The sequence below is a fragment of the Variovorax rhizosphaerae genome (assembly GCF_037889975.1).
Taxonomy (GTDB): Bacteria; Pseudomonadota; Gammaproteobacteria; order Burkholderiales; family Burkholderiaceae_C; genus Variovorax; species Variovorax rhizosphaerae.
In genome coordinates this window covers 68,097-88,374 of the sequence record NZ_JBBKZT010000002.1, presented here as the reverse complement: position 1 = coordinate 88,374, position 20,278 = coordinate 68,097, and the positions used below count along the sequence as shown (strand labels likewise).

Sequence of the window (20,278 nt, the reverse complement as noted above, 5' to 3'; positions counted from 1 at the left end):
TTCGAGGCCGCGCCGAAAGCTATCGCCGCCGCTCATTCAAGGCGGATGCCGGCGTCCTTGATGACCTTTCCGTACACCGCCAGGTCGTCGCGCACCATGCGTGCGAACTGTTCCGTCGGCATGCCGCCCGGCGTCATGCCCAGGCCTTCGATCTTCTGCATCACGTCGGGCATGTGCAGGATGCGGTTGCTCTCGGCGGCGAACTTCTGCGCGATCGGCGCCGGCACGCCGGCCGGCATGAACAGGCCGAACCAGCCCACGGGCTCGAAGTTCTTGAAGCCCAGTTCGGCGAAGGAGGGCACGTTCGGGATGACCTTGTTGCGCTGCGTTCCGGTGACGGCCAGCGGCTTGACCACATCGAGGTGCGGACGCACCGTCGCCATGTCGATGATGGCCGCCGACAATTGCCCGCCGCGCAGGTCCTGCAGCAGCGGCGCGGCGCCCTTGTACGGCGCATGCACCAGGTCGAGCCCGGCCTGCATGTTGAGCAGCGAGCCCTGGATGTGCGAGGACGTGCCGACGCCGTAGGAGCCGTAGTTGTACTTGCCGGGGCTCGCCTTCACCAAGGCGATGAACTCCTGCAGCGTGTTGGCCGGCGACGCGGCCGGCACGACCAGCACGGAGTTGGTGCTCGACACCAGCGCAAGCGGCTGCAGGTCCTTCAACACGTCATAGGGCAGCTTGGGCATCAGCGCCGGCACCTGCACGATGGCGGTGATGCCCATCAGCACGGTGTAGCCGTCGGGCGGGGCCTTGGCCACCATGTCGTTGCCGATCACGCCGGACGCGCCCGGCTTGTTCTCGACCACCACGGTCTGGCCCCATGCGTCCTGCAGCTTCGACGCCATCATGCGTGCCAGCGTGTCGGTGGCGCCGCCGGCGGGGTAGGGGACGACGATGCGGATGAGTTGGCTCGGGTAGGGCGCATTGCCTTGGGCCCAGGCCGGGTTCATGCCCTGGAGGCCGAGGGCGGCCAGGGCCGTGATGAAGCCGCGACGCGCGATGAGGGGAGCTTGCATGGTGTCTCTGTCTCCTGCTGTTTTTGGCCACGCCGATCCGGCGCGTGGGAGGCAGTGTCAGGCGACGGCGGTGCGGCTCCAATGGCAGAGACGTTGCCGTGCATTGGCAGAAAGTGACAGCGTGCGTTGGGGTTGGTGTTAACCCGGTCGGAGACCCTCGCAGGGGGAAGTCGTGGGAGCGGGATCGGCGTTGCTGGAATGCGGCTATGCAGCGGTTGCTGTGTTTGCGGGTTGCTCGACGAACTCACGCTGTGAGGGCTATTCCTGTCGCCCAAGGCCAAGACGGCCTCGCTATGAAGGACCGGTTCGAAGGTATTGGAGTCGTAGCTGCTTGCATCCCTACACGGCCGTCGCACGAGGCGCATGCTGGTCTCGCTCATCGAGCGGTGATCTGCGCGAGTTGCCTATTCATCCTCCTTCTGGCGCACCATAGAACTCGACGAAGAAGCGCGCCTCACCGAGCGGCTCGACGTTGTGCAGCACTTCCGGCACCACGATGCCAGGCGCTGCTTGTGTCACCACCGTGTCGACCTTCCATTCGTCCACGCGGTAGCGCAGTTGACCTTCCAGGACATGGATCTTCCCCCAGGTACCGGCGCGTGTCGTGTGGTCCTTGCGCAGCCCGGCGGGCACCGTGTCTTGCGTGAACACCGGGGTGCGGCGGTAGGATTGGAAATGCGCCGGGAGTTCGAAGCGTTCGCAGCGCACGCAGTCGAGCAACGAGCCCAGATGCGCCTGGCGCCCTTTCTCGTCCACGGCCCAAGGCCGCGACACCATCGGTGGATCGTGCCGTACGTGCTGTGAATGACCACAGGAAAGCAGAGCGACCCAATGGCCTTCTTCGTCCTGCGTGTAGCCGGTGATCGGGCGTTTCATGCCATCTTCCTCGATAGGGGGCTCTCACCCCCGGGGCTTTGTGCGCGCGGTAGGCCGATAAAATGGATGTATCGTATTGCTTTCTGGGACCCATGCGCCTCACGCTTTTCACCGACTACTCCTTGCGCGTGCTGCTCGTCCTGGCCACGCGCACCGAGTCGCTGGTCACGATCGCCGATCTGTCGAAAGCCTTCGACATTTCCCATGCCCACCTGATGAAGGTCACCCACATGCTGGGCAAATCCGGCTGGGTCGAAACGGTGCGCGGGCGAAATGGAGGCATGCGGCTGTCCATGCACCCCTCGAAGCTCAAGCTTGGCAGCATCGTCCGCCACCTTGAAACCGACTTCGCCCTGGTCGAGTGCTTCGGCGAAGACAACCGGTGCGTGCTGACAGGCGGCTGCGAACTCGCCGCGGTGCTGGCCCGCGCCATGCAGGCCTTCCTGGACGAACTCGACCGCTACAGCTTGGCAGACATCGCCAACGGAAGCCCCGCGCTGATGGTGCTGCCGCTGTGGCAAGAGGTCACATGGCAGCCCCGCATGACGCGCCCGAGCATCGAGGTCGTGCCGGCCGTGGCGCAAGCGCTTTTGAGCGAACCCGTGCCACCGAAGCGGCGAAAGGCAGGGCGGTCGGAGTAAGCCCAGCCCAATACGGGCGCTGGGTTCGCGCAGCGCGCCGGCGCCGCGTTCAACGTCAATCCAGCGCGCTCGCGGGCCCAAAGAATTCATAGCGCATCCGGTGCTCTGGAACGCCCAACTCGCTGAGGGAGCGCTTGATCTGCCGCATGAAGGGCTTGGGCCCCAGGAAGTACGCATCCACGTCCCGCACGTCCTGCGTGGCAGCGGGCATCCATTGCGAAAGCGTTTGCGCATCAAGTCGCCCGACGGCATGCGGCTGCGCGTCCGAACGCGGCTGCGGTGCTTCCTCGTAGCAGTAGAAGCGCTCCAATTGGGGATGCTTTTTGGCGAGCGCGTCGATCGACGCGCGAAACGCGTGGACCTTGTGTGAACGTGCGCAATGGACGAAGCGGATCGGCCGCGCCGTTCGCAGCGCCGATTCCAGCATGGCCAAGGTGGGCGTGATACCGACGCCGCCACTGATCAGGACCAGCGGCCGCTCGCTGTGCGCCAGCGTGAAGGCTCCCGAAGGCGGGAAAACGTCGAGCGTGCTGCCTTCGTGCACTTCGTCATGCAGGTGGTTGGAGACCACGCCACCGGGGTCGCGCTTGACGCTGATGCGGTAGCTGCGGCCGTTCGGCGCAGCCGAAAGGGAGTAGTTGCGACGCACTTCCTGGCCGTTCACTTGCAGGCAAAGGCTGATGTATTGCCCCGGTTCGAAATCGAGGACCGGTTGCTCGTCGGCAGGCTCCAGGTAGAAAGAAGTGATCTCGTCGCTCTCGACTTCCTTGCGCGCGACGCGGAACGGGCGTGCCCCCCGCCAGCCACCGGGTGCGCTCGCGTTGCGGTCATAGGCGGCAGCCTCCGCACCGATCAGCAGGTTTGCCAACTGGTCGTAGGCAGCAGCCCAGGCGTCGATGACTGCGTCGGTCGCCACCTCAGCACCCAGCACCTCGCGGATCGCGCGCAACAGGCAGGCGCCAACGATCGGATAGTGCTCGGGCAAGACCTGCAAGGCGACGTGCTTGTTGACGATCTGTGCCGCCAGATCGCCAAGCGCTTCGAGCCTATCGATGTGCCGCGCGTACATCAAGACGCCGTTGGCCAGTGCGCGCGGTTGCTCGCCATTGGCCTGGCTCGCCTGGTTGAACAGCGGCCGAACCTCGGGATGTTCGCCGAGCAGGATGCGATAGAAATGCGTGGTCAGCGCCTCGCCGCCGGTTTCGAGCAGCGGAACGGTGGCGGTGATGATGGCTTTTTGGGCAACGGTCAGCATGGCTTTAAAGATGTAGAAAGCATGTATTTTAAAGCCGGGACGCCGTTAAATCAATACGTCACATATTGGTTATACGGCTTGTGCCGCCATCGCTAGACGTTGGCGCACAGATCCACCAACAACTCGCGCATCCACCGGTGCGCGGGGTCGCTGTCCTGCCGGCTATGCCATAGCAGGTGGATAGGCACTTCGAGGCCGTCCAGGGGCGCCTTGAAGCATTGCAGCGCGTGCGTCGCGGCAAAGCCCTGGGCCATGCGCGAGGGCATGGTGCTCACGAGGGCGGTGCGTGTCACCACGAGCGGCATGTCGAAGAAGGTCGGCACCGACAAGTACTCATCGCGCTTCAGGCCGCGGTCTTGAAGGTATTTCTCGATTGGCCTCGGGCCTTGCCAGCCTGGCCAGTCGAGAACGATGTGCGGCAAGCGCAAGTATTGATCGAGAGTCAGGCGCCGGCGGCGCTCTTTGCCGTTGCTGCGCACGAGGCACCACAACTCCTCTTCGATGACGAGCTGGCTCCTGAAGCCTTTGTCTGGAATGGGCGAGGCCCACAAATAGAAGTCCACCTTGCCGAAATGCAACAGTTCGCGCGCCTCGGCGTGGTTCTGCGCGATCACGTGGATGCGCGCCGTGGAATTCAGAGCTTCCAGCTTCTCCATGAGCGGCGGCAACAAGACCATCTCGCCGTAGTCGGTCAGCATCAGGTTGAACTCGCGCGTGCTCTTCGCCGGATCGAATGCCGGTCGGGCGGCAAGCGTATCGCCAACGTCGCGCAGGATGCGGTCGATGCTCAGCGCGAGTTCGTCGGCGCGCGGCGTGGGGCTGATTGAACGACCGTCGCGCAGGAAGAGCGGATCCTTGAACTGATGGCGCATGCGCGCGAGCGCCCGGCTCATGGCGGGTTGACTCATGGCCGCATTTTCTGCGGCGCGTGTGAGGCTGCGGGCCTTGTAGATGGCGTCGAAGAGGGTGAGAAGGTTGAGATCGAGAGCGCGAAGGGACATGGTCTTCCTTGAATCATCCACCTGATGCATGTATTGAATACCAACAATGCAGTGGTGTTAATGGTCGCCAGTTTTTATTCTCCTACCTGTTCAAAAGACTACGAGGAGACAAGACATCATGGACAGCACTACAGCAACCAGCGCAACGCGTGGCACCTTCAGCCTTTCGGTCGACGGAGTGGACTTGCCCGTCGTCGTCGAGGCGGGCGAGACGCTGCTGAAGGCCGGTCTGCGCCAGGGCTTGCGCATCCCGCATCTATGCCTCGTCGGTGATTGCGGTTCGTGTCGCTGCCGGCTGGTGGCCGGGCAGGTCCGGCTCAAGAAGGACATCAGCAATCACATCCACCTGGGCGACATCGCTTCTGGCCATCTGCTGGCCTGCCAGGCACTGGCGGGCAGCGACGTGCAGCTTGAGGTGCCAGGACTGTCCCCCATGGCTTCGGACGCCTTGGCTTTTCGCAATCTCAGGGGGCGCATCGTGTCGGCAGCTCCCATGAACCATGACATTCGCGAACTGGTTGTCGAGCTTGAGGCCCCGATGCACTACCGCGCAGGCCAGTATGCACAGGTCACCGTTCCCGGTCACGATGGACTGGCGGACGAACCGCGCTGCTATTCGTTCTCCGAGGCGCCCGTTGCGGATGGCTCAACCCGCACCACCTTTCATGTACGCCGTGTCCCCGGCGGGCTGTTTACCGAATGGCTCTTTGCATCCGATCGCACCGGACACGCGCTCGAAGTGAGCGGCCCGCTTGGCGACTTCGCGCATGACGGCAGTGCCACGCGGCCGATGGTGTGCGTGGCTGGCGGCAGCGGCTTGGCACCGATCAAGGCGTTGATCGAAGAGCTTGCAACGCGGGCACATATGCCCGATCTCACGCTCTTCTTCGGCGCCCGTACGCAGGCCGATCTGTACTGCCTCGAAGAGATCGAGAGGCTGCAGGCCCGTTGGCGCGGCCGCTTCATCTTCGTGCCCGTGCTGTCGCTGGAACCCGCGGGTTCAGGATGGAACGGGCTTACCGGCTACTGCGGCGAGCACCTCGACAAATTCTGCGACCTGCCTTCCAGCAGCTTCTATTTCTGCGGACCGCCGCCCATGGTAGATGCCCTCGTGCAGCGCCTGCAAGGCGAGGCGGACCCGCGCCACATTCACTTCGACCGCTTCCTAGACAGAAGCACCCTCAACCTCCAGGAGACCATTGCATGATCAACAACTTCAACACCTTCCGCGGCCGCGCAGCAGCGCTCGCCGTCTTCGCCCTGGCCGCTGCGGTGGCAGGGCAGGCATCCGCCAAAGAGGTGGACGCCAGCCTCGACGTCGGCGTCGGCATCAAGACCGTCGGCCGCGTCGGCATACCCGGCGGCAAAGAGCGCATGACCTTCAACGCCGAAGGCGCGGGCAAGCTGACTGTGGCGGGTCGCGAAATGCCCGTGTTCGTGGCATGCGATGGCACCGACATCGTGGTCGGCCAAGGCAAGGTGGTCGACGGCTTTGCGGATTGCGAGGCGCGCACCATCAAGGCAGGTGTCCTGTATTTCCATTTCCAGAAGGTATTCGAGGCGGATGGAAGCTGGAACCAGATTGGCAACTTCGTCATCACCGGCGCCACCGGCGAACTCGCCGACCTCAAGGGGACGCTGGCCGCCCGTGTCGACATGAGCCCGCCCCAGAGCGGCGGCAAGCTGGTCTTCGGCGCTTCCAGCAAGGGCAAGTTGACTGACAAGTAAGCCGGCCACCGGACTCAACGGGACGACACCACCATGACCATTGACATGAAACTCGGGCTTCTGATGCTCGTCCTGCTGCTGGTGGCGGAGATCGCCGCCGGCGAGTACAGGAAGCCGCGCACCTTCACCATGGGTGAGTTGGGCGTGAGCCTCATCAGCTTCTTCAACCTCGCGCTGGTGCGCGCGACGCAACTCGCGGGGTTGACCTGGCTGCTCAACGCCTTCTTGCCGGCCTGGAAAGGCGCGCTTGGCAGCGTCAGCCCATGGCTGGTGTTTCCGGTTGCGATGCTCATCGACGACTACGGCAACTATTGGGTGCACCGCATGGGGCACACGGTGCGCTGGATGTGGCGACTGCACAAGGCCCACCACACGGCCACCAACCTGAACGTGCTGGCGACGATGCGCAACAACTGGATCTTCTACGCGCTGATCCCGAACACGACGATGGCGGCACTGCTCTACTTCCTCGGTGCGACAGAGGCGGCGATGGGCGTCCTGGGCCTCAAGATCGTGATCCTCAACCTCCAGCACACCGGCGTGCGCTGGGACCTCTGGCTGCGCAAGTTCACGCCGACCCGCTGGTTGCTCAATGGACTGGAGAAGATCCTCGTGCTGCAGGATTACCACCACGTGCACCACGGCATCGGCCGCTATGGCAATGCATCGTCCAACTACGCGAACATGTTCGTGTTCTGGGACCACCTGCATGGCACCAGCATGGGTTCGCCGCGCAAGCACCAGGACGCCTACGGGCTGCCGGTGGGTGTGGAGGCCGAGCCTTGGTACGAGCAGGTCTGGTGGCCGCTGTTCCGGGGTTCGCGCCGGGTGCCTACCGTGGCCGCGAGTGCCTTCGAGTTGCCGAAGTTCAGCGCGGAGGATGTGGCCCGTGCCAAGGCGGTGATCTACCTGCCTGACGGCCGGCCGGTCGTCGTCTCGGGCGGCGCGGCGCGCTGAGCAACAGCAATCCCTCGGCAAGGCGCAGGCGCAAAGCAGCGCCTGCGCCGACTCGCACTTCACAACAACAAGGAAGACAACATGAACGACACCACATTGGCGTCACGGCGTGCCGTGGGCGCGACGGAGCGCGTCGCGCGGCTTTTTGCGGCGCAACAGGCCGCATTCAACGCCAACCCCTATCCCCCTTTGATCGAGCGGCGCACGCGACTCAAGGCGCTCAAGAACCAGCTACGCCGCTACCAGGACCTGCTCGCTGACGCGGCCAGCAAGGACTTCGGCTTTCGCTCGCCGGCCGAGACTCGCATGCTCGACGTGCTGTCGGCCATCCTCGAAATCAACCATGCGCTCGGGCATGTGCGCAAATGGATGAAGCCGAGCCGCCGCTCCACGGAACTGCTGTTCATGTCCAACAGCCTGCGCGTGGAATACCAGCCCAAGGGCGTGGTGGGCGTCATCGTGCCGTGGAACTTTCCGATCTACCTGGCGATGGGTCCGATCACCGCGGCGCTTGCTGCCGGCAACCGCGTGATGGTCAAGATGCCGGAAGTGACGCCGGTCACCAACGCAGTGATCGCACGTCTGCTCGGCGAAGTGTTCACCGAAGAACAGGTGGCCGTGGTCGGCGAGGAACTGGTCGACCCCAACGTCTTCACCTCGCTGCCCTTCAACCACATCGTATTCACCGGATCGCCGGCGGTCGGCAAGATCGTGATGCGCACGGCCGCGGACAACCTCACACCCGTCACGCTGGAGCTGGGGGGCAAGTCGCCTGCCGTGGTGACGCGCAACTACTCCCTGCGCGAAGCCGCGACGCGCATCGTGCATGGCAAGGGTGCCAATGCCGGCCAGATTTGCGTGTCGCCCGACTATGCGCTGGTGCCACGCGAGTCACTCCCCGCCTTTGTGGACGAGGTGAAGAGGAGCTTCCATGCCCTCTATGGCGATCACACTGATGGCAACCATGACTACACCGCGGTGGTCAACGAGCGCCAGCACCGGCGCTTGCTCGCGCTTCTCGATGACGCGCGGGCCAAGGGTGCCACGGTAATCTCCTGCGCCACCATGGGTTCAGGCCGGCAGATGCCCCTGCACGTGGTGACCGGCTGCACGGAAGACATGCTGGTGATGAAGGAAGAAATCTTTGGGCCAGTGCTGGCCGTGCTGCCCTACGACACCATGGACGAGGTGGTGGCGCAGATTCAGAGCCGTCCACGCCCCTTGGCGATGTACTGCTTCGGCCACGACGCCTCTGAGCGGCAAGACTTGCTTCGCCGCACGCACGCGGGTGGCGTAACCGTCAATGACTGGGGCTGGCATCTCATCAACCACGACGCGCCGTTTGGCGGCACCGGCAACTCGGGTATGGGCAACTACCACGGCGAAGAAGGCTTTCGCGAACTGTCGCATGCCAAGACGGTGTTCAAGCGCCATCGATTCTTTCCCATCGGCCTGTTCTATCCGCCGTATGGAACCTTCGTGCAGCGCCTGGTGATGAAGGTGTTCGTCGGCGATGCCGACGACTCGCTCAAGGCCAGGTAAACGAGCCCATCAAGACCACCGAATCCCATGAATTCCAGCAAACCTTGGCTCGCCAGCTATGGCAGCCGCATTCCCGCCGAAATCGACCCCAACCGCTACGCATCCGTCGTGCACCTATTCGAAGATGCAATGCGGCGTTATGCCGACAAGCCCGCCTTCCATAGCTTCGGCCAAACGCTGAGCTACGCTGGCTGCGACAACCATTCGCGCGCATTTGCGGCCTATCTGCAAAAGCGCCTCGACGTGCGGCGCGGCGACCGCATCGGCGTAATGATGCCGAACCTGCTGGCCTTCCCGATCGCGATGATGGGCATCCTGCGGGCCGGTGCAGCGCAGGTCAACATCAATCCTCTCTACACACCGCGCGAACTGGAACACCAACTCAACGACGCAGGTGTCGAAGTGCTGGTGATCTTCAGCGGCAGCACGCCGACCCTCGGCGACATCATCGGCAGTACGGGCGTCAAGACCGTCATCACGGTTGATGTGGGCGATGGCGGCGCTGGCAACTTGCCCAGCCCGCCCGTCGACACGCGGCTTGCAGGCGCCATGCCTTTTTCCAAGGCGCTCGCGCTGGGGGCGATGCTCGAGTTCGAGCGAATCGAACTCACCGGAGACGACTTGCTGTTCCTGCAATACACCGGTGGGACTACCGGCGTCTCAAAAGGCGCAGCGCTGTCGCATCGCAATGTCGTCGCCAACACCGAGCAGTTCAAACCATTCATGCCTGACGCGATGCGTCCCGGCGAAGAGGTGGTGGTCACAGCGCTGCCGCTGTATCACATCTTCGCGTTGATGGTAAACCTCATCACCTACTTCTCGCTGGGCGCGCAGAACTGGCTCGTGGCCAATCCGCGCGACACGGACGGCTTCGTCGACATCCTTGCCAAGGCTCGTTGCAGCGTGATCACCGGCGTGAACACGCTGTTCGGCGGCATGCTGGCCCACCCGCGCATTGGCGAAGTGGACTTCACTAACTTGCGCCTGGCGGCTGGCGGCTGGTGGCGGCTCGGCGATCCTGGCGAGTACCTCGGCGAAGTGGAAGCTGCTGACGGGGCTCGACATCCAGGAAGGCTATGGACTTTCCGAAACTTCGCCGGTCGTGAGCTTCAACCCGCAGATGATCGACGGCTTTTCTGGCACGGTGGGCGTGCCCTTGCCCTCGACCGAGGTCAAGCTGCTGGCCGACAACGACCACGAGGTGGCCATCGGCGAAGCGGGCGAAGTGTGCGTGCGCGGCCCACAGGTCATGCGTGGCTACTGGCAGCAGCCCGAGGCCAACGCGAGTGCCTTCACCGACGATGGGTTCTTTCGCACCGGCGACGTCGGCGTGCTCGACGAGCGCGGCTTCCTGCGTATCGTGGACCGCAAGAAAGACATGGTGCTGGTGTCCGGCTTCAACGTCTACCCCAACGAGATCGAAGCGGTCGTTGCCGCATGCCCCGGCGTTCTGGAGTCGGCCTGCGTCGGCGTCAGCGATGAGAGGACCGGCGAGGCCGTGACGCTCTTCGTGGTGCCGGCGCCGGGTGCAACCCTCACCGAGGAGCAACTGGGCGAGCACTGCCGGCGCGCATTGGTGGCCTACAAGGTGCCTCGGCATGTTCGCTTCGTCGACGCGCTGCCAAAGTCCACAGTGGGCAAGATCTTGCGCCGGGAACTGCGCGACGTGGCCTGAACCTCAAATGGCAGCAGCCCGCAGTCGGCACTTGTGCGACAAGCGCAGATCGAATCTGCGCTCGCACATCACTGCGTCGGTGCTGTAGGCGCTCAGGTCGCCGTCTACTTGGCGTCGTGCGAGTCCGTCAGTCCTTGTGCCGAATGCGAATCTCGACGATTTCGCCAGTGAAGGCGTTGTCCCAGGCGTCGTAGTCCTCGGTCACCGGCGAGTACGCATCGACACCGACATCGGCTGTCTCGCCCGCAAGCGACCACACCGCGCCGTGCGTCTTCTCGATGCGGCCTTCGCCCACCTTCTTGCCGTTGATCGACAGCGATCCGGTGCCGCCCTTGTTGGGACCGCCTCCGTCATAGTCGAAGTCGTAGACCACCTGCACCTTGCCTTCCGGCAGGGCTTCCGAACCCTCGATCTCATAGAGCTCGCGGGCCAGCCAGTTGTAGGCCAGCTTGGGCTTGTTGTCCTTGACGTACAGGCTCCAGCCGCCGAAGAGCCCGCCCTGCGACACCAGCACGCCCTTGGCGCCGCCCTTGGGTATCACGATGTCGGCCGTGACCGTCAGCGAGCGGCTCAGCGTGTCGATGAAGACGTTCTCGGCCATGCCGGTCATGCCGGCGTAGAGGATCATTTCCTTGCGGTCTCCCATGATGTCCGGCCGCCCCGCCACCGATGCGTTCAGCCGCTCGAACGAACGGTCGTCCATCGGGTAGACGCCGAACTTGATGGCTTCCTGGTGGAACAGCTCCTGCAGTTCCTTCAGCTTGGCCGGCTCCTTCTTTGCGAGGTCGTTGGCCTGGCCGAAGTCGTCGGGCAGGTAGTACAGCTCCCAGGTGTCCTTGTCGTAGCTGTCCACGCGCGGACGGCTTTCCCATGGGGCGCGGTGCATCACGCAGGCCATCCAGCCGTCCTTGTAGATGCTTCGGTTACCGGTGCACTCGTTGTACTGCACGGTGTGGCGATCCTTCGCCTTGGCATCGTCGAAGCTGTAGGCCATCGGCGTCCCGGCAATGGGTATTTGCTCGACGCCGTTGACCCACTTGGGTTCAGGGATGCCGGCTGCCTCGAGGATCGTCGGCGCGATGTCGATGAAGTGTGCGTACTGGGTGCGGTACTCGCCCTTGGACTTGAAGCCTTTCGGCCATCGGATCACCATCCCCTGGTTCTGGCCGCCACCCTGGCACGCGTTGATGCACCAGGTCGCGGGTGTCGAGCCGGCCATGGCCCAGCCGACCGCGTAGTTCGGATAGGACTTGGGCCCGCCGTACTCGTGCATGCGGGTCTTGAGGTACTCGATGTCCTCGGGCGCGCCGTTGAGGTTCGACCATTCGTTGAAAGTCCCGTTCAGCGCACCGATCGCGGTCCCGCCATTGTCGCCCGCGATGTAGACGATGATGGTGTTGTCCTTCTCGCCGAGGTCATCGATGGCCTGGACCAGGCGTCCGATCTCGCGGTCGGTGTGCTCGCAGTAGCCCGCGTAGACCTCCATCTGACGCGACAGCACTTCCTTGGCGTCATCGGGCAAGTCATCCCATTTGGCGATGTCCGGTGGATTGGGTGCCATCTTCGTACCGGGCGGTATCACGCCCATCTTGAGCTGGCGTTCCAGGATCTCCTCGCGCAGCTTGTCCCAGCCCTGGTTGAACTTCCCCTTGTAGACGTCGAGCCATTCCTTCGGTGGCGTGTGCGGTGGGTGCGAGCCGCCGGCGGCGTAATACATCATGAAGGGACGGTCGGGCGCGAGCGAGCGCGTCGCGCGAATCCATGCAATCGCCTTATTGGTGATGTCGACGCTGAAGTGGTAGTCGGGATCTCTGGGCACGCCCAGTTCGGTCGTGCCATCGACGAGGTAGGGAGAGAACAGATTCTTCTCGCCACCGATGAAGCCATAGAACTTCTCGAAGCCCTGGCGCGCCGGCCAGTGGTCGAACGGTCCGGCCACGCTGGTTTCCCATGGCGGGGTCTCGTGGCTCTTGCCGAACATTGCCGTGCAGTAGCCCCACTGGCGCAGGATCTCCGCAAGGGGTGCCACGGTCTTTGGTCGCACGCCGGTGTCACCGGGATAAGAGGTCGCGCCGTCCACCACGGCGGACTGGCTGTTCTGATGCTGGTTGCGCCCGGTCAGCAATGCGGTGCGGCTCGGCGAGCACAGGCTGTTGCAGTGGAAGTTGGTATAGGTCAGGCCCTCGGCAGCGAGTTTGTCGAGCGTAGGAAACTTGATCGCGCCACCGAAGGTTGAGGGGTCGCTGTACGAAGTCTGGTCCAGCAGCACGATCAGCACGTTCGGTGCGCCTTTGGGCGGGCGCACGATGAAGGGCTTGGGCTGCGGCACCTTGCGCCAGTCCGGCTCCGTGATCGGGTCGTGCTTCGGAGGCAGGAACGGCAGCACTTCGCCATGCTTGTACTTCGAGTAGTCAAAGCTCACGGTAGGTCTCCTTTGTTGAAAGGTGTTCGCCCACGCAGGCGTCCATCGGCTACCTTAGCCAGCCGATGCCGCGGTGCCAATGTCCGTGGGGGAATCCCACGCTTCCCCAAGGGGAAGGGCCGGCTTCCCCATTTGCTGGTTGGCACCTGCACGGCGAGCGTCTAAATTGATCGCAGGCGCCATAACCCTGACGCATTCAAATACAGGGGCTTGCGTGGAATCTGATGAGCGTCCTCTGGTGATCGTCGTCGAGGATGACGATGACGTTCGCTCGGCCGTGCTGGTTGCGCTGGATGTATTCGGGTTCGAAGCGCGTGGCTTCGCCGAGCCACAAAGCGTGATGCGCTTGACACCGCCGCTGGATGCGCATTGCCTGGTGCTCGACATCGGCTTGCCAGGCGTGACGGCTTTTGAACTCTACCGTTCGCTCTGCAAGGATCGCCGGAGTGTGCCGGCCGTGTTCATCACGGGGCGCGACGACGCGAGCGGGCGTGCGGCGGCCGCCGCATTCCATGGCGAGTACCTGCTCAAGCCTTTTACCGCCACCGCGCTGCGCGATGCAGTGGATCGGGCTACGGCCGGAAGGGCGGCCTCGTCATGACGCCTGACCATGAGCGGGACGACGATGCGCGTCTCTTCGACGGCGGCCCGCCGCTCAGGTTGCTTCGTCTCTGGGGGCGCTTTGACCACAGTCACCGTGGTGTCTGGCGCCGCGCGCTGGTCGTCGTTTGCATCGGCTGGCTGCCCTTGCTGGGCTTTGCCGCGCTCGCCTTGGCGAACGGGCAGGATGGCGTGTGGCGGGCCTTCCTGCGCGACGCGTCGGTGCATGCGAGGTCGCTGGTCGCGGCGCCGCTGCTCGTGCTGGCGGAGGCGATCTGCATTCCACGGCTTGGCGCGCTGGCCGCCGTCTTTTGCGAGCGAGGCATCGTGCCTGCGAGCGCGGTCCCGGCGTACTCCGTGCTCCTCAGCGGTATTCGCCGTCTGCGCGACAGCTGGGTGGTCGAGGCATTCGCCGTGGTGGTGGCGTTCGTCGCAGCGTTGTTGATCATCCGGTATGTGCCCGCGAGCTTCCTGCCGGATTGGCACCGCGGCGATGCCAGCGCACCTTTGGCGCGCTCGTTGGCAAGCTGGTGGCATGCACTGGTCAGCCTGCCGCTGCTGCTCGTGCTGGTGTTCGGCTGGGCGTGGCGGCTGTTCCTGTGGGCGCGCTACCTGTGGCTCGTCTCGCGATTGCCGCTGCGGTTGGTGGCGCCTCATCCGGAGGGCGCCGCTGGGCTGATGTTCGTCGGATATTCGTTGCGTGCGTTCTCGATTCCGGCTTCAGCAGCCGGCGCAGTCGTCGCGGCCACGGCGCTTGCACATATCTGGGCCGGTGGGCAGGGTGGGCCGGAGATGCTCGGCCGGCTTGCACTCGCGACCGTCGTCGTCGTCCTTGCGTGCTGCGTGGCGCCGCTGCTGGCGTTCAGCGGGCAACTGCTGCGCAACTGGCAACGTGGGATCGTGACCTACGGTGCGCTGGTGCAACGTGTCGGCGTCGCGCTGGAGGACAAGTGGATGCAGTGCGCGCGGGATCAGCCCGCGATCGACCCGCTGTCGACTGGCGATTTCTCGGCCGCGACCGATTTTTTTCAGACCGCCGACAAGGCCTTCTCGCAACGACTGACCGCGATCGACCTTCGCAGCCTGTTCGCATTGACGGGAGCTACTGCATTGCCTTTTGGTCTGGTGGCGCTTGCGCTGGTGCCATTCGACCAGGTTCTTCAGGAGCTGGTCGGCTTGTTCCTGTGAGCGGCGCGGGCTGGGTGCGCGGGAGGCCCAGCAATGCCTCCACGAGTTGGGGCACTGATTGGACGTTCATCTTTTCCATCACCTGTGCCCGGTAGCTTTTCACCGTGCGCTCGGATACGCCGAAGTCGGCGGCGATCTGCTTGTTGAGACGTCCTTGCACGATCTGTTTCGCCACGCTCTGCTCGCGCTGGGTGAGCGTGTGAAAGCGGTGTCGCAGGGACTCGGACTCTTCCTCGACCGCCTGGCGCCGGTCGACCATCGCAAAGGCGGCGGAGAGGGCCGCTTCGACTTCTTCCCGCCGGAACGGCTTGGTCAAGAAGTCCACCGCTCCAGCCTTCAGCGCCCGCGCACACATCGGTACATCCGCCTTGCCGGACAGAAAGATGATCGGAATGCGAAGGTCGCGCTCGTTCAGCATCCGCTGCAAGTCCAGGCCACTCTGGCCCGGCATATCGACATCGAGCAGCAGGCATCCCGGCAAGGACTGCCACGCAGAAAACAGGAACTCGCCGGCGCTGCGATGCCCGGTTGCGTCGTGACCCAGCGCTTGCAACAGGCTTACCAGCGCTTCGCGCATGTCGTCGTCATCATCGACGACGTGGACACAGTGGTTCTTCTTCACAGTCCATGCTCCTGAAGGCCTCCTGCCGAACCGATCTCGGTCCGGGCAATGGGCAAGGTGAAGCGGAAGCTGGCACCGCCCTGCGCGTTGTCCACCGCCGTGATGGTCCCGCCGTGTGCCTCCACGATGGAGCGCGCGATCGGCAGGCCGAGCCCCATGCCGTCGGGCTTGGTGGTGAAGAACGATTCGAACAGCCTCTGTTCCTCGACCTTCAGGCCATGCCCGCTGTCGTCGATGCCAACCAGCGCGAAATCATCGTTCAATCGCTGCGTCGAGACAAGCAGGTGGCGGCGCCCGCTGGAGGCACGCATCGCGTCGAGCGCGTTCAGGATCAGATTGAGGAAGACTTGCTGCAACTCGCCCTTGTCGGCCAACACCAGCGGTAACGCGCTGTCGAGCTGCTGTTCGGAGCTTACGCCGGCACGCGTGATGGTGCCCTCGACCAGCGGCCACATTTCGGTGATCAATGCGTTGAGGTCGAGCGCCACGGTATTGACCTGATGGCGCCGCACCAGCGAGCGCACGCGGTGGGTGACCTCACCCGCCCGGATCCCAGCCCTGCGGATGTTGCCGACAAGCCTGATCGCGCCGTCGACATTGGGCGGCTGTTGCCTGAGCAGCAAGTCTGCCGTGTCGGCGCTCGTGACGATGGCGCCGAGCGGCTGATTCACCTCGTGCGAGATGCTCGCGGTGAGTTCGCCGAGGGCCGACAGCCTCGCGACCTGGCTCAGGGCCTCGCGCTGGGTGACCGTCAGGCGCTCGGCACGGCGGGCGCGAGCCCGCTGGACAAGCAGCGCCGAGATGATCGCGGCTTGCAACGCGGTCAGCGCGATGGCCACGGCGATCTGCCAGCGGTAGCGTGCCCAGAAGCTTGGCTCACGGAACTCGACCAGGGTGCTTGGCGGCAGTGCCTGCTCGTTGAGCGCATACCTGCTTATCGCGCGCCAATCGACCATCGTGACGGCGGCAGGGGCCGGCCGGACCACCCCGCGGGTTTCGGAGGCCGGGTGAGCCAGCATCTGCACCGCGAGTTCCGCAGCCTCTTCACCTTGTCTCTGCCAATTGGAGATGGACCCGCCTACGATGCCCTGCCCGAAGTAGGTGTCGAAGAAGCTGTAGATCGGCGCACGCGATGCGGCCGCCAACTGCGGGATCAGATCGCGCGGAATGAAGACGTTGCCGCGCCCGTCCCTGAAGATGCTGGTGTAGAGCACGATGGTGTCGGGCGGCAGGCGTGCCACGTCGCCGAGAGTCTCCTCGATCGCTCCCGTGCCGAGCCACACCACGTCGAAGCCGCGCGCGTCCGTGGCAAGGGCCTTGCCTACGCGGTTGGCCCAGGTCCTGTCATAGGTTGAACTGCCGGCCACCACCGCGATCCTGCGCGCATCGGGTTGCAGCAGGCGTGCCAAAGCCAGTGTGCCGCGGACATCGAAGCGCATCGCAACGCCCGAGATGTTCGGGCCTGGCGTCAACTCACTGATCTCGTCTTCCGGGATGCCGCAGAACACGATGGGCGCTGACGGCCACAGCGACTGGCGTGTGCGGAGCAGGAAGTCGATGGCGGGCCGGCGCAGGGCGATGACGACATCGGGCGGCTCGGTGCCGTAGCGTGCCTTGAGTTGAGGCGCGAGCAGTGCGTCGGAGTCGTACGGCGCGCCGGCTTGCAGCGCTTGGAGGGGCTCGCTGGTCATCTCGAAGCCGTTGGGCAACCGCTCGTTGAAGACGCGCCGAAGGCCCTTCACCTGCTCGACCGCCGACGGCAGGTAGGGGTCCCCGCCCTGGATGACAAGCACGCGCAGGGGAACAGACGGCTCGGCTCTGGTGCCGGAAACGAGAACGACCGCTCCAAACAGAAATGCGAAAAGAGCGCGCGCGCAAAAGCGAAACCGGTGATTGCGGGTCCGCTCGTGGGCCGTCATGATGGATTGGGTTCGAGCCTGAACCTTAAGGGCCTCGAATCGCGCCGGCTATGGGTCGTCAGTGCACGGGCTTTCGCACTTTGGTGCAACGGCCTCGACGGCGAGCGTGACTGCTCGCCTCTTCGGGCGCGGTTCGCTATTCCGCGACATTCAGAAGCAGTTGCTCACGCGCGACTTCGTCTGGGTCGTACCTTGCCGCCTGCGATCCGAACTGTCGACATCTGCGACGGTCGGGTTCCAAGTTAGACCGGCCGTTCGTCGAGAAAAGTGCCAAGGTCTGGTATCGGCGACCTCTGTCATTGGGCAGCAAGATTCGAAGGACAGCAGACAGTCTGCAGCGCACTTTTGTGTTTAAGCCTCACGAGTTGAACCATAAGCCCTCACCAGGCACAGGACAGTGAGCCAAAGTCTGCCCGTAAGCTGGTGGTCAACGTAGACCAAGTTCACTGACTGTGGCGATCGCCGTATGTCAGTCGGGCGACATGCCGGAGAACAGAATGTCGATTCTTTGGACGCTTGGAGAGTTTGACGCGCTTGATCCAGTTCGAGCGCAGCATCTGCGGCAGGCGCCACCCTGGCAAGAACTGATGGGATCCGTCCGTGCCGCTCTCCGAGCAGCACTCGAGAGCAACAACGCGAGGTTTGGGCTTGATGAATCTGGGCGGGATTCGCATGACCTTCGAGGCGTGGTTCAGTTTCAGTGCGACAAGTCACTTCTTGATTGGTTGTTCAACGGCACAACTGGCTACAGAGCCCAATTCCGAATCGGGCACGCAAACGGCCTCGCGATGCACCTCATCTCTGAGTTGGCCTCGGAGTTAGCTCGCTTCGCCAACGCTGACATCTTGCTGCACAGGTACACAACTGAGTTCGCCTACAAGGAGTCCACTCCGGACAAGGTTCGTCGAGTCGCGGCGACGTTGGATCCTCATCTCTCGAAGGTGTGGCTTTGCGAGAAGTTGATCGGCCGCACTGGACAGATCGAGGAACTTTTCGTCTCACGCACTGGTCCGAAGTTGCGAATGTCCGGGACGGACTTTTGGTCGTCGCTCTATCCCGAAGACGCAGATGGATGGCTCGACATTAAAGGGGCTTTTGTGCCGTCAACGGGGCGGCCGTACCAGCTGAAGCGGTTACGTCCCGGCGGATGGTGTAAGTCTTCAGCCCAGACAGGGCTGAGGTACACGGTACTCAGCGAGCCACTGCGGACAGCCGAGTGGGTGCAGTGTCGCTCAGGGACTGCAAGCCTTCAAGCTGCATGTAGCGCCGGTTGAGCGACCACTCGTCGTTCTGCTCGAGCATCATGGCGCCCACGAGACGCGTGATCGAGGCGTCGTTGGGGAAGATGCCCACGACGTTCGTGCGTCGCTTGATCTCCGCGTTCAACCGCTCCAGAGGGTTGGTGCTGTAGATCTGCGTCCAGTGGGCCCGCGGGAAGGTCATGAAGGCCAACACGTCGTTCTCCGCGTCGTCCATCAGACGCCCGAGCTTGGGGAACTTGTCGCGTAGTTGGTCTGCCACCGATCGCCATTGCGCGCGAGCTGCATCGGCTGATTCCTGCACGAACACCGTGCCGATCGCGGCCGAGACCATGCGCCGCTGGGTCTTGCCGGCGTGCGCGAGGGCGTTGCGCATGAAGTGCACCCGGCAACGCTGCCAGGTGGCCTTCAGGACCTTCGAGACGGCTGCCTTGATGCCCTCGTGGCTGTCGCTGATGACGAGCTTCACGCCGCGCAACCCACGGCGGTTCAGGCTGCGCAGGAACTCCGTCCAGAAGGGCTCGGCTTCTGATGCGCCGACCTTCAAGCCCAGCACTTCGCGCTGACCGTCGGTGTTCACACCCACAGCCACTATCACCGCCACGCTCACGATACGCCCGGCCTCGCGCGTCTTCACGTAGGTGGCATCGACCCAGAGGTAGGGCCAGTCGCCCTCGATCTGGCGTCCAAGGAACGCATTGACGCGCTCATCAAGCTCGCCACACAGGCGGCTGACCTGGCTCTTGGAGACGCCGCTCATGCCCAGCGACTTGACCAGGTTGTCCACCGAGCGGGTGGAGATGCCTTGCACGTAGGCCTCCTGAATGACGGCGGTGAGGGCCTTCTCGGCGGTGCGCCGGGGCTCCAGGAACTCGGGGAAGTAGCTGCCCTGGCGCAGCTTGGGGATCTTCAACTCGACGCTGCCGGCCCGGGTGTCCCAGGTGCGCTCGCGGTAGCCGTTGCGGCTGTTGAGGCGCTCGGGATTCTTCTCATCGTAGGCGGCGCCGCAGCGGCCTTCGACATCGAACTCCATCAGGCGCTGGGCCATGAACTGCACCATCTGGCGCAGCACGTCGATGTCGGCTCCCTTCTCGGCAAGCTCGGCTAATGCCATAGTGGCGTTGGTCATTGTGATTTCCTTCAAGGACAGGTTTGGTGGGTCGCACCTCAAACTTATCCGGACTTCACGATGACCACCCCCGAAGAGCGCGGCCGCTGCACGGCAAGCCGCTTCGGGCTACGCCCTACGCGCCTTGCCGTGCAGCGAGTGAAAGAAGACTTACACCACTTGCTGGGACATCAACGCTGAAGCCACCAGAGGACAGAGCCGCCACCTTGGAGGAGCGAGGAAGTGCATAGTCCGGCCGCGATGGCGCCGGGCGGCGCCGGGCCAAAATGAAAGGCCGGCATGCAGCGGTTGCTGTGTTTGCGGGTTGCTCGACGAACTCATGCTGCGAGGCCGGTTCCTGTCGTCCATACGCCGAGAACGCGTCGATATGAAGGACCGGGTTCGAAGGTATTCCAGTCGTAGCCCGGCAGCATCCCTAAAGCCACCCCGCTATCGCCGAGTCGAA

The 20,278-nt window shown here is 63.8% G+C and carries 15 protein-coding genes and 1 pseudogene; 8 read left to right on the top strand and 8 right to left on the bottom strand.

Annotated elements, in window-relative coordinates; all coding sequences use genetic code 11:
* Positions 1-32 precede the first annotated feature (32 nt).
* Both WKW82_RS04225 and WKW82_RS04220 read right to left on the bottom strand, forming a co-directional pair.
* Positions 33-1,019 carry a Bug family tripartite tricarboxylate transporter substrate binding protein gene (locus WKW82_RS04225; RefSeq protein ID WP_340341003.1) on the bottom strand — a complete coding sequence of 329 codons (987 nt, stop codon included), beginning with the start codon at positions 1,017-1,019 and terminating at the stop codon, positions 33-35.
* A 408-nt stretch (positions 1,020-1,427) separates the two neighbouring features.
* Entirely contained in the window at positions 1,428-1,895 is a 468-nt protein-coding gene (locus WKW82_RS04220; protein ID WP_340341002.1) for a DUF3565 domain-containing protein, read from the bottom strand.
* Positions 1,896-1,987: 92 nt separating this feature from the next.
* On the opposite strand from WKW82_RS04220, the gene WKW82_RS04215 reads away from it, so the two are divergent.
* A complete protein-coding gene (locus WKW82_RS04215; RefSeq protein ID WP_340341001.1) occupies positions 1,988-2,536 on the top strand; it encodes an RrF2 family transcriptional regulator in 549 nt (182 codons plus the stop codon).
* Between the two features lie 55 nt (positions 2,537-2,591).
* Here WKW82_RS04215 and hmpA read toward each other — a convergent pair whose 3' ends face one another.
* Together hmpA and WKW82_RS04205 are read right to left on the bottom strand one after the other, a co-directional pair.
* Positions 2,592-3,791 carry an NO-inducible flavohemoprotein gene (gene hmpA, locus WKW82_RS04210; protein WP_340341000.1) on the bottom strand — a complete coding sequence of 400 codons (1,200 nt, stop codon included), beginning with the start codon at positions 3,789-3,791 and terminating at the stop codon, positions 2,592-2,594.
* A 92-nt stretch (positions 3,792-3,883) separates the two neighbouring features.
* On the bottom strand, positions 3,884-4,792 hold the full coding sequence (locus WKW82_RS04205) for a LysR family transcriptional regulator (RefSeq protein ID WP_340340999.1): 909 nt from the start codon (positions 4,790-4,792) through the stop codon (positions 3,884-3,886).
* Positions 4,793-4,910: 118 nt separating this feature from the next.
* Between WKW82_RS04205 and WKW82_RS04200 the strand changes: the two genes are divergently transcribed.
* The 5 genes and pseudogenes from WKW82_RS04200 (at position 4,911) to WKW82_RS04180 (ending at position 10,694) form a co-directional block, all read left to right on the top strand.
* Entirely contained in the window at positions 4,911-5,999 is a 1,089-nt protein-coding gene (locus WKW82_RS04200) for a 2Fe-2S iron-sulfur cluster-binding protein (protein ID WP_340340998.1), read from the top strand.
* Positions 5,996-6,520, top strand: coding sequence for a hypothetical protein (locus WKW82_RS04195; RefSeq protein WP_340340997.1), 525 nt, complete (start codon positions 5,996-5,998; stop codon positions 6,518-6,520). The genes WKW82_RS04200 and WKW82_RS04195 overlap by 4 nt, the downstream gene beginning before the upstream one ends.
* Positions 6,521-6,553: 33 nt before the next feature.
* Positions 6,554-7,477 carry a sterol desaturase family protein gene (locus WKW82_RS04190; protein ID WP_340340996.1) on the top strand — a complete coding sequence of 308 codons (924 nt, stop codon included), beginning with the start codon at positions 6,554-6,556 and terminating at the stop codon, positions 7,475-7,477.
* A gap of 81 nt (positions 7,478-7,558) precedes the next feature.
* Positions 7,559-9,019, top strand: coding sequence for a coniferyl aldehyde dehydrogenase (locus WKW82_RS04185; protein ID WP_340340995.1), 1,461 nt, complete (start codon positions 7,559-7,561; stop codon positions 9,017-9,019).
* A 27-nt stretch (positions 9,020-9,046) separates the two neighbouring features.
* Positions 9,047-10,694: pseudogene (locus tag WKW82_RS04180) on the top strand (AMP-binding protein).
* A gap of 127 nt (positions 10,695-10,821) precedes the next feature.
* Here WKW82_RS04180 and WKW82_RS04175 read toward each other — a convergent pair.
* Positions 10,822-13,116 (bottom strand): arylsulfatase, encoded by a 2,295-nt coding sequence (locus WKW82_RS04175; protein ID WP_340340994.1) that lies wholly within the window; start codon positions 13,114-13,116, stop codon positions 10,822-10,824.
* 238 nt (positions 13,117-13,354) lie between these two features.
* Between WKW82_RS04175 and WKW82_RS04170 the strand changes: the two genes are divergently transcribed.
* The gene (locus WKW82_RS04170) at positions 13,355-13,717 is read left to right on the top strand and encodes a response regulator (RefSeq protein ID WP_340340993.1); all 363 of its coding nucleotides are present in this window, start codon (positions 13,355-13,357) and stop codon (positions 13,715-13,717) included.
* Positions 13,714-14,904, top strand: a complete 1,191-nt coding sequence (locus WKW82_RS04165; protein WP_340340992.1) for a hypothetical protein — start codon at positions 13,714-13,716, stop codon at positions 14,902-14,904. The genes WKW82_RS04170 and WKW82_RS04165 overlap by 4 nt, the downstream gene beginning before the upstream one ends.
* Here the strand turns inward: WKW82_RS04165 and WKW82_RS04160 are convergent.
* From WKW82_RS04160 to WKW82_RS04150, 3 genes are all read right to left on the bottom strand, one after another.
* Positions 14,819-15,526: a response regulator transcription factor gene (locus WKW82_RS04160; RefSeq protein WP_340340991.1), complete on the bottom strand. Its 708-nt coding sequence runs from the start codon at positions 15,524-15,526 to the stop codon at positions 14,819-14,821. The genes WKW82_RS04165 and WKW82_RS04160 overlap by 86 nt on opposite strands.
* Entirely contained in the window at positions 15,523-17,319 is a 1,797-nt protein-coding gene (locus WKW82_RS04155) for a sensor histidine kinase (RefSeq protein ID WP_340340990.1), read from the bottom strand. The genes WKW82_RS04160 and WKW82_RS04155 overlap by 4 nt, the downstream gene beginning before the upstream one ends.
* 1,317 nt (positions 17,320-18,636) lie before the next feature.
* Complete coding sequence (locus WKW82_RS04150; RefSeq protein WP_340340989.1) at positions 18,637-19,833, bottom strand: IS256 family transposase; 1,197 nt, start codon at positions 19,831-19,833, stop codon at positions 18,637-18,639.
* Positions 19,834-20,278 lie beyond the last annotated feature (445 nt).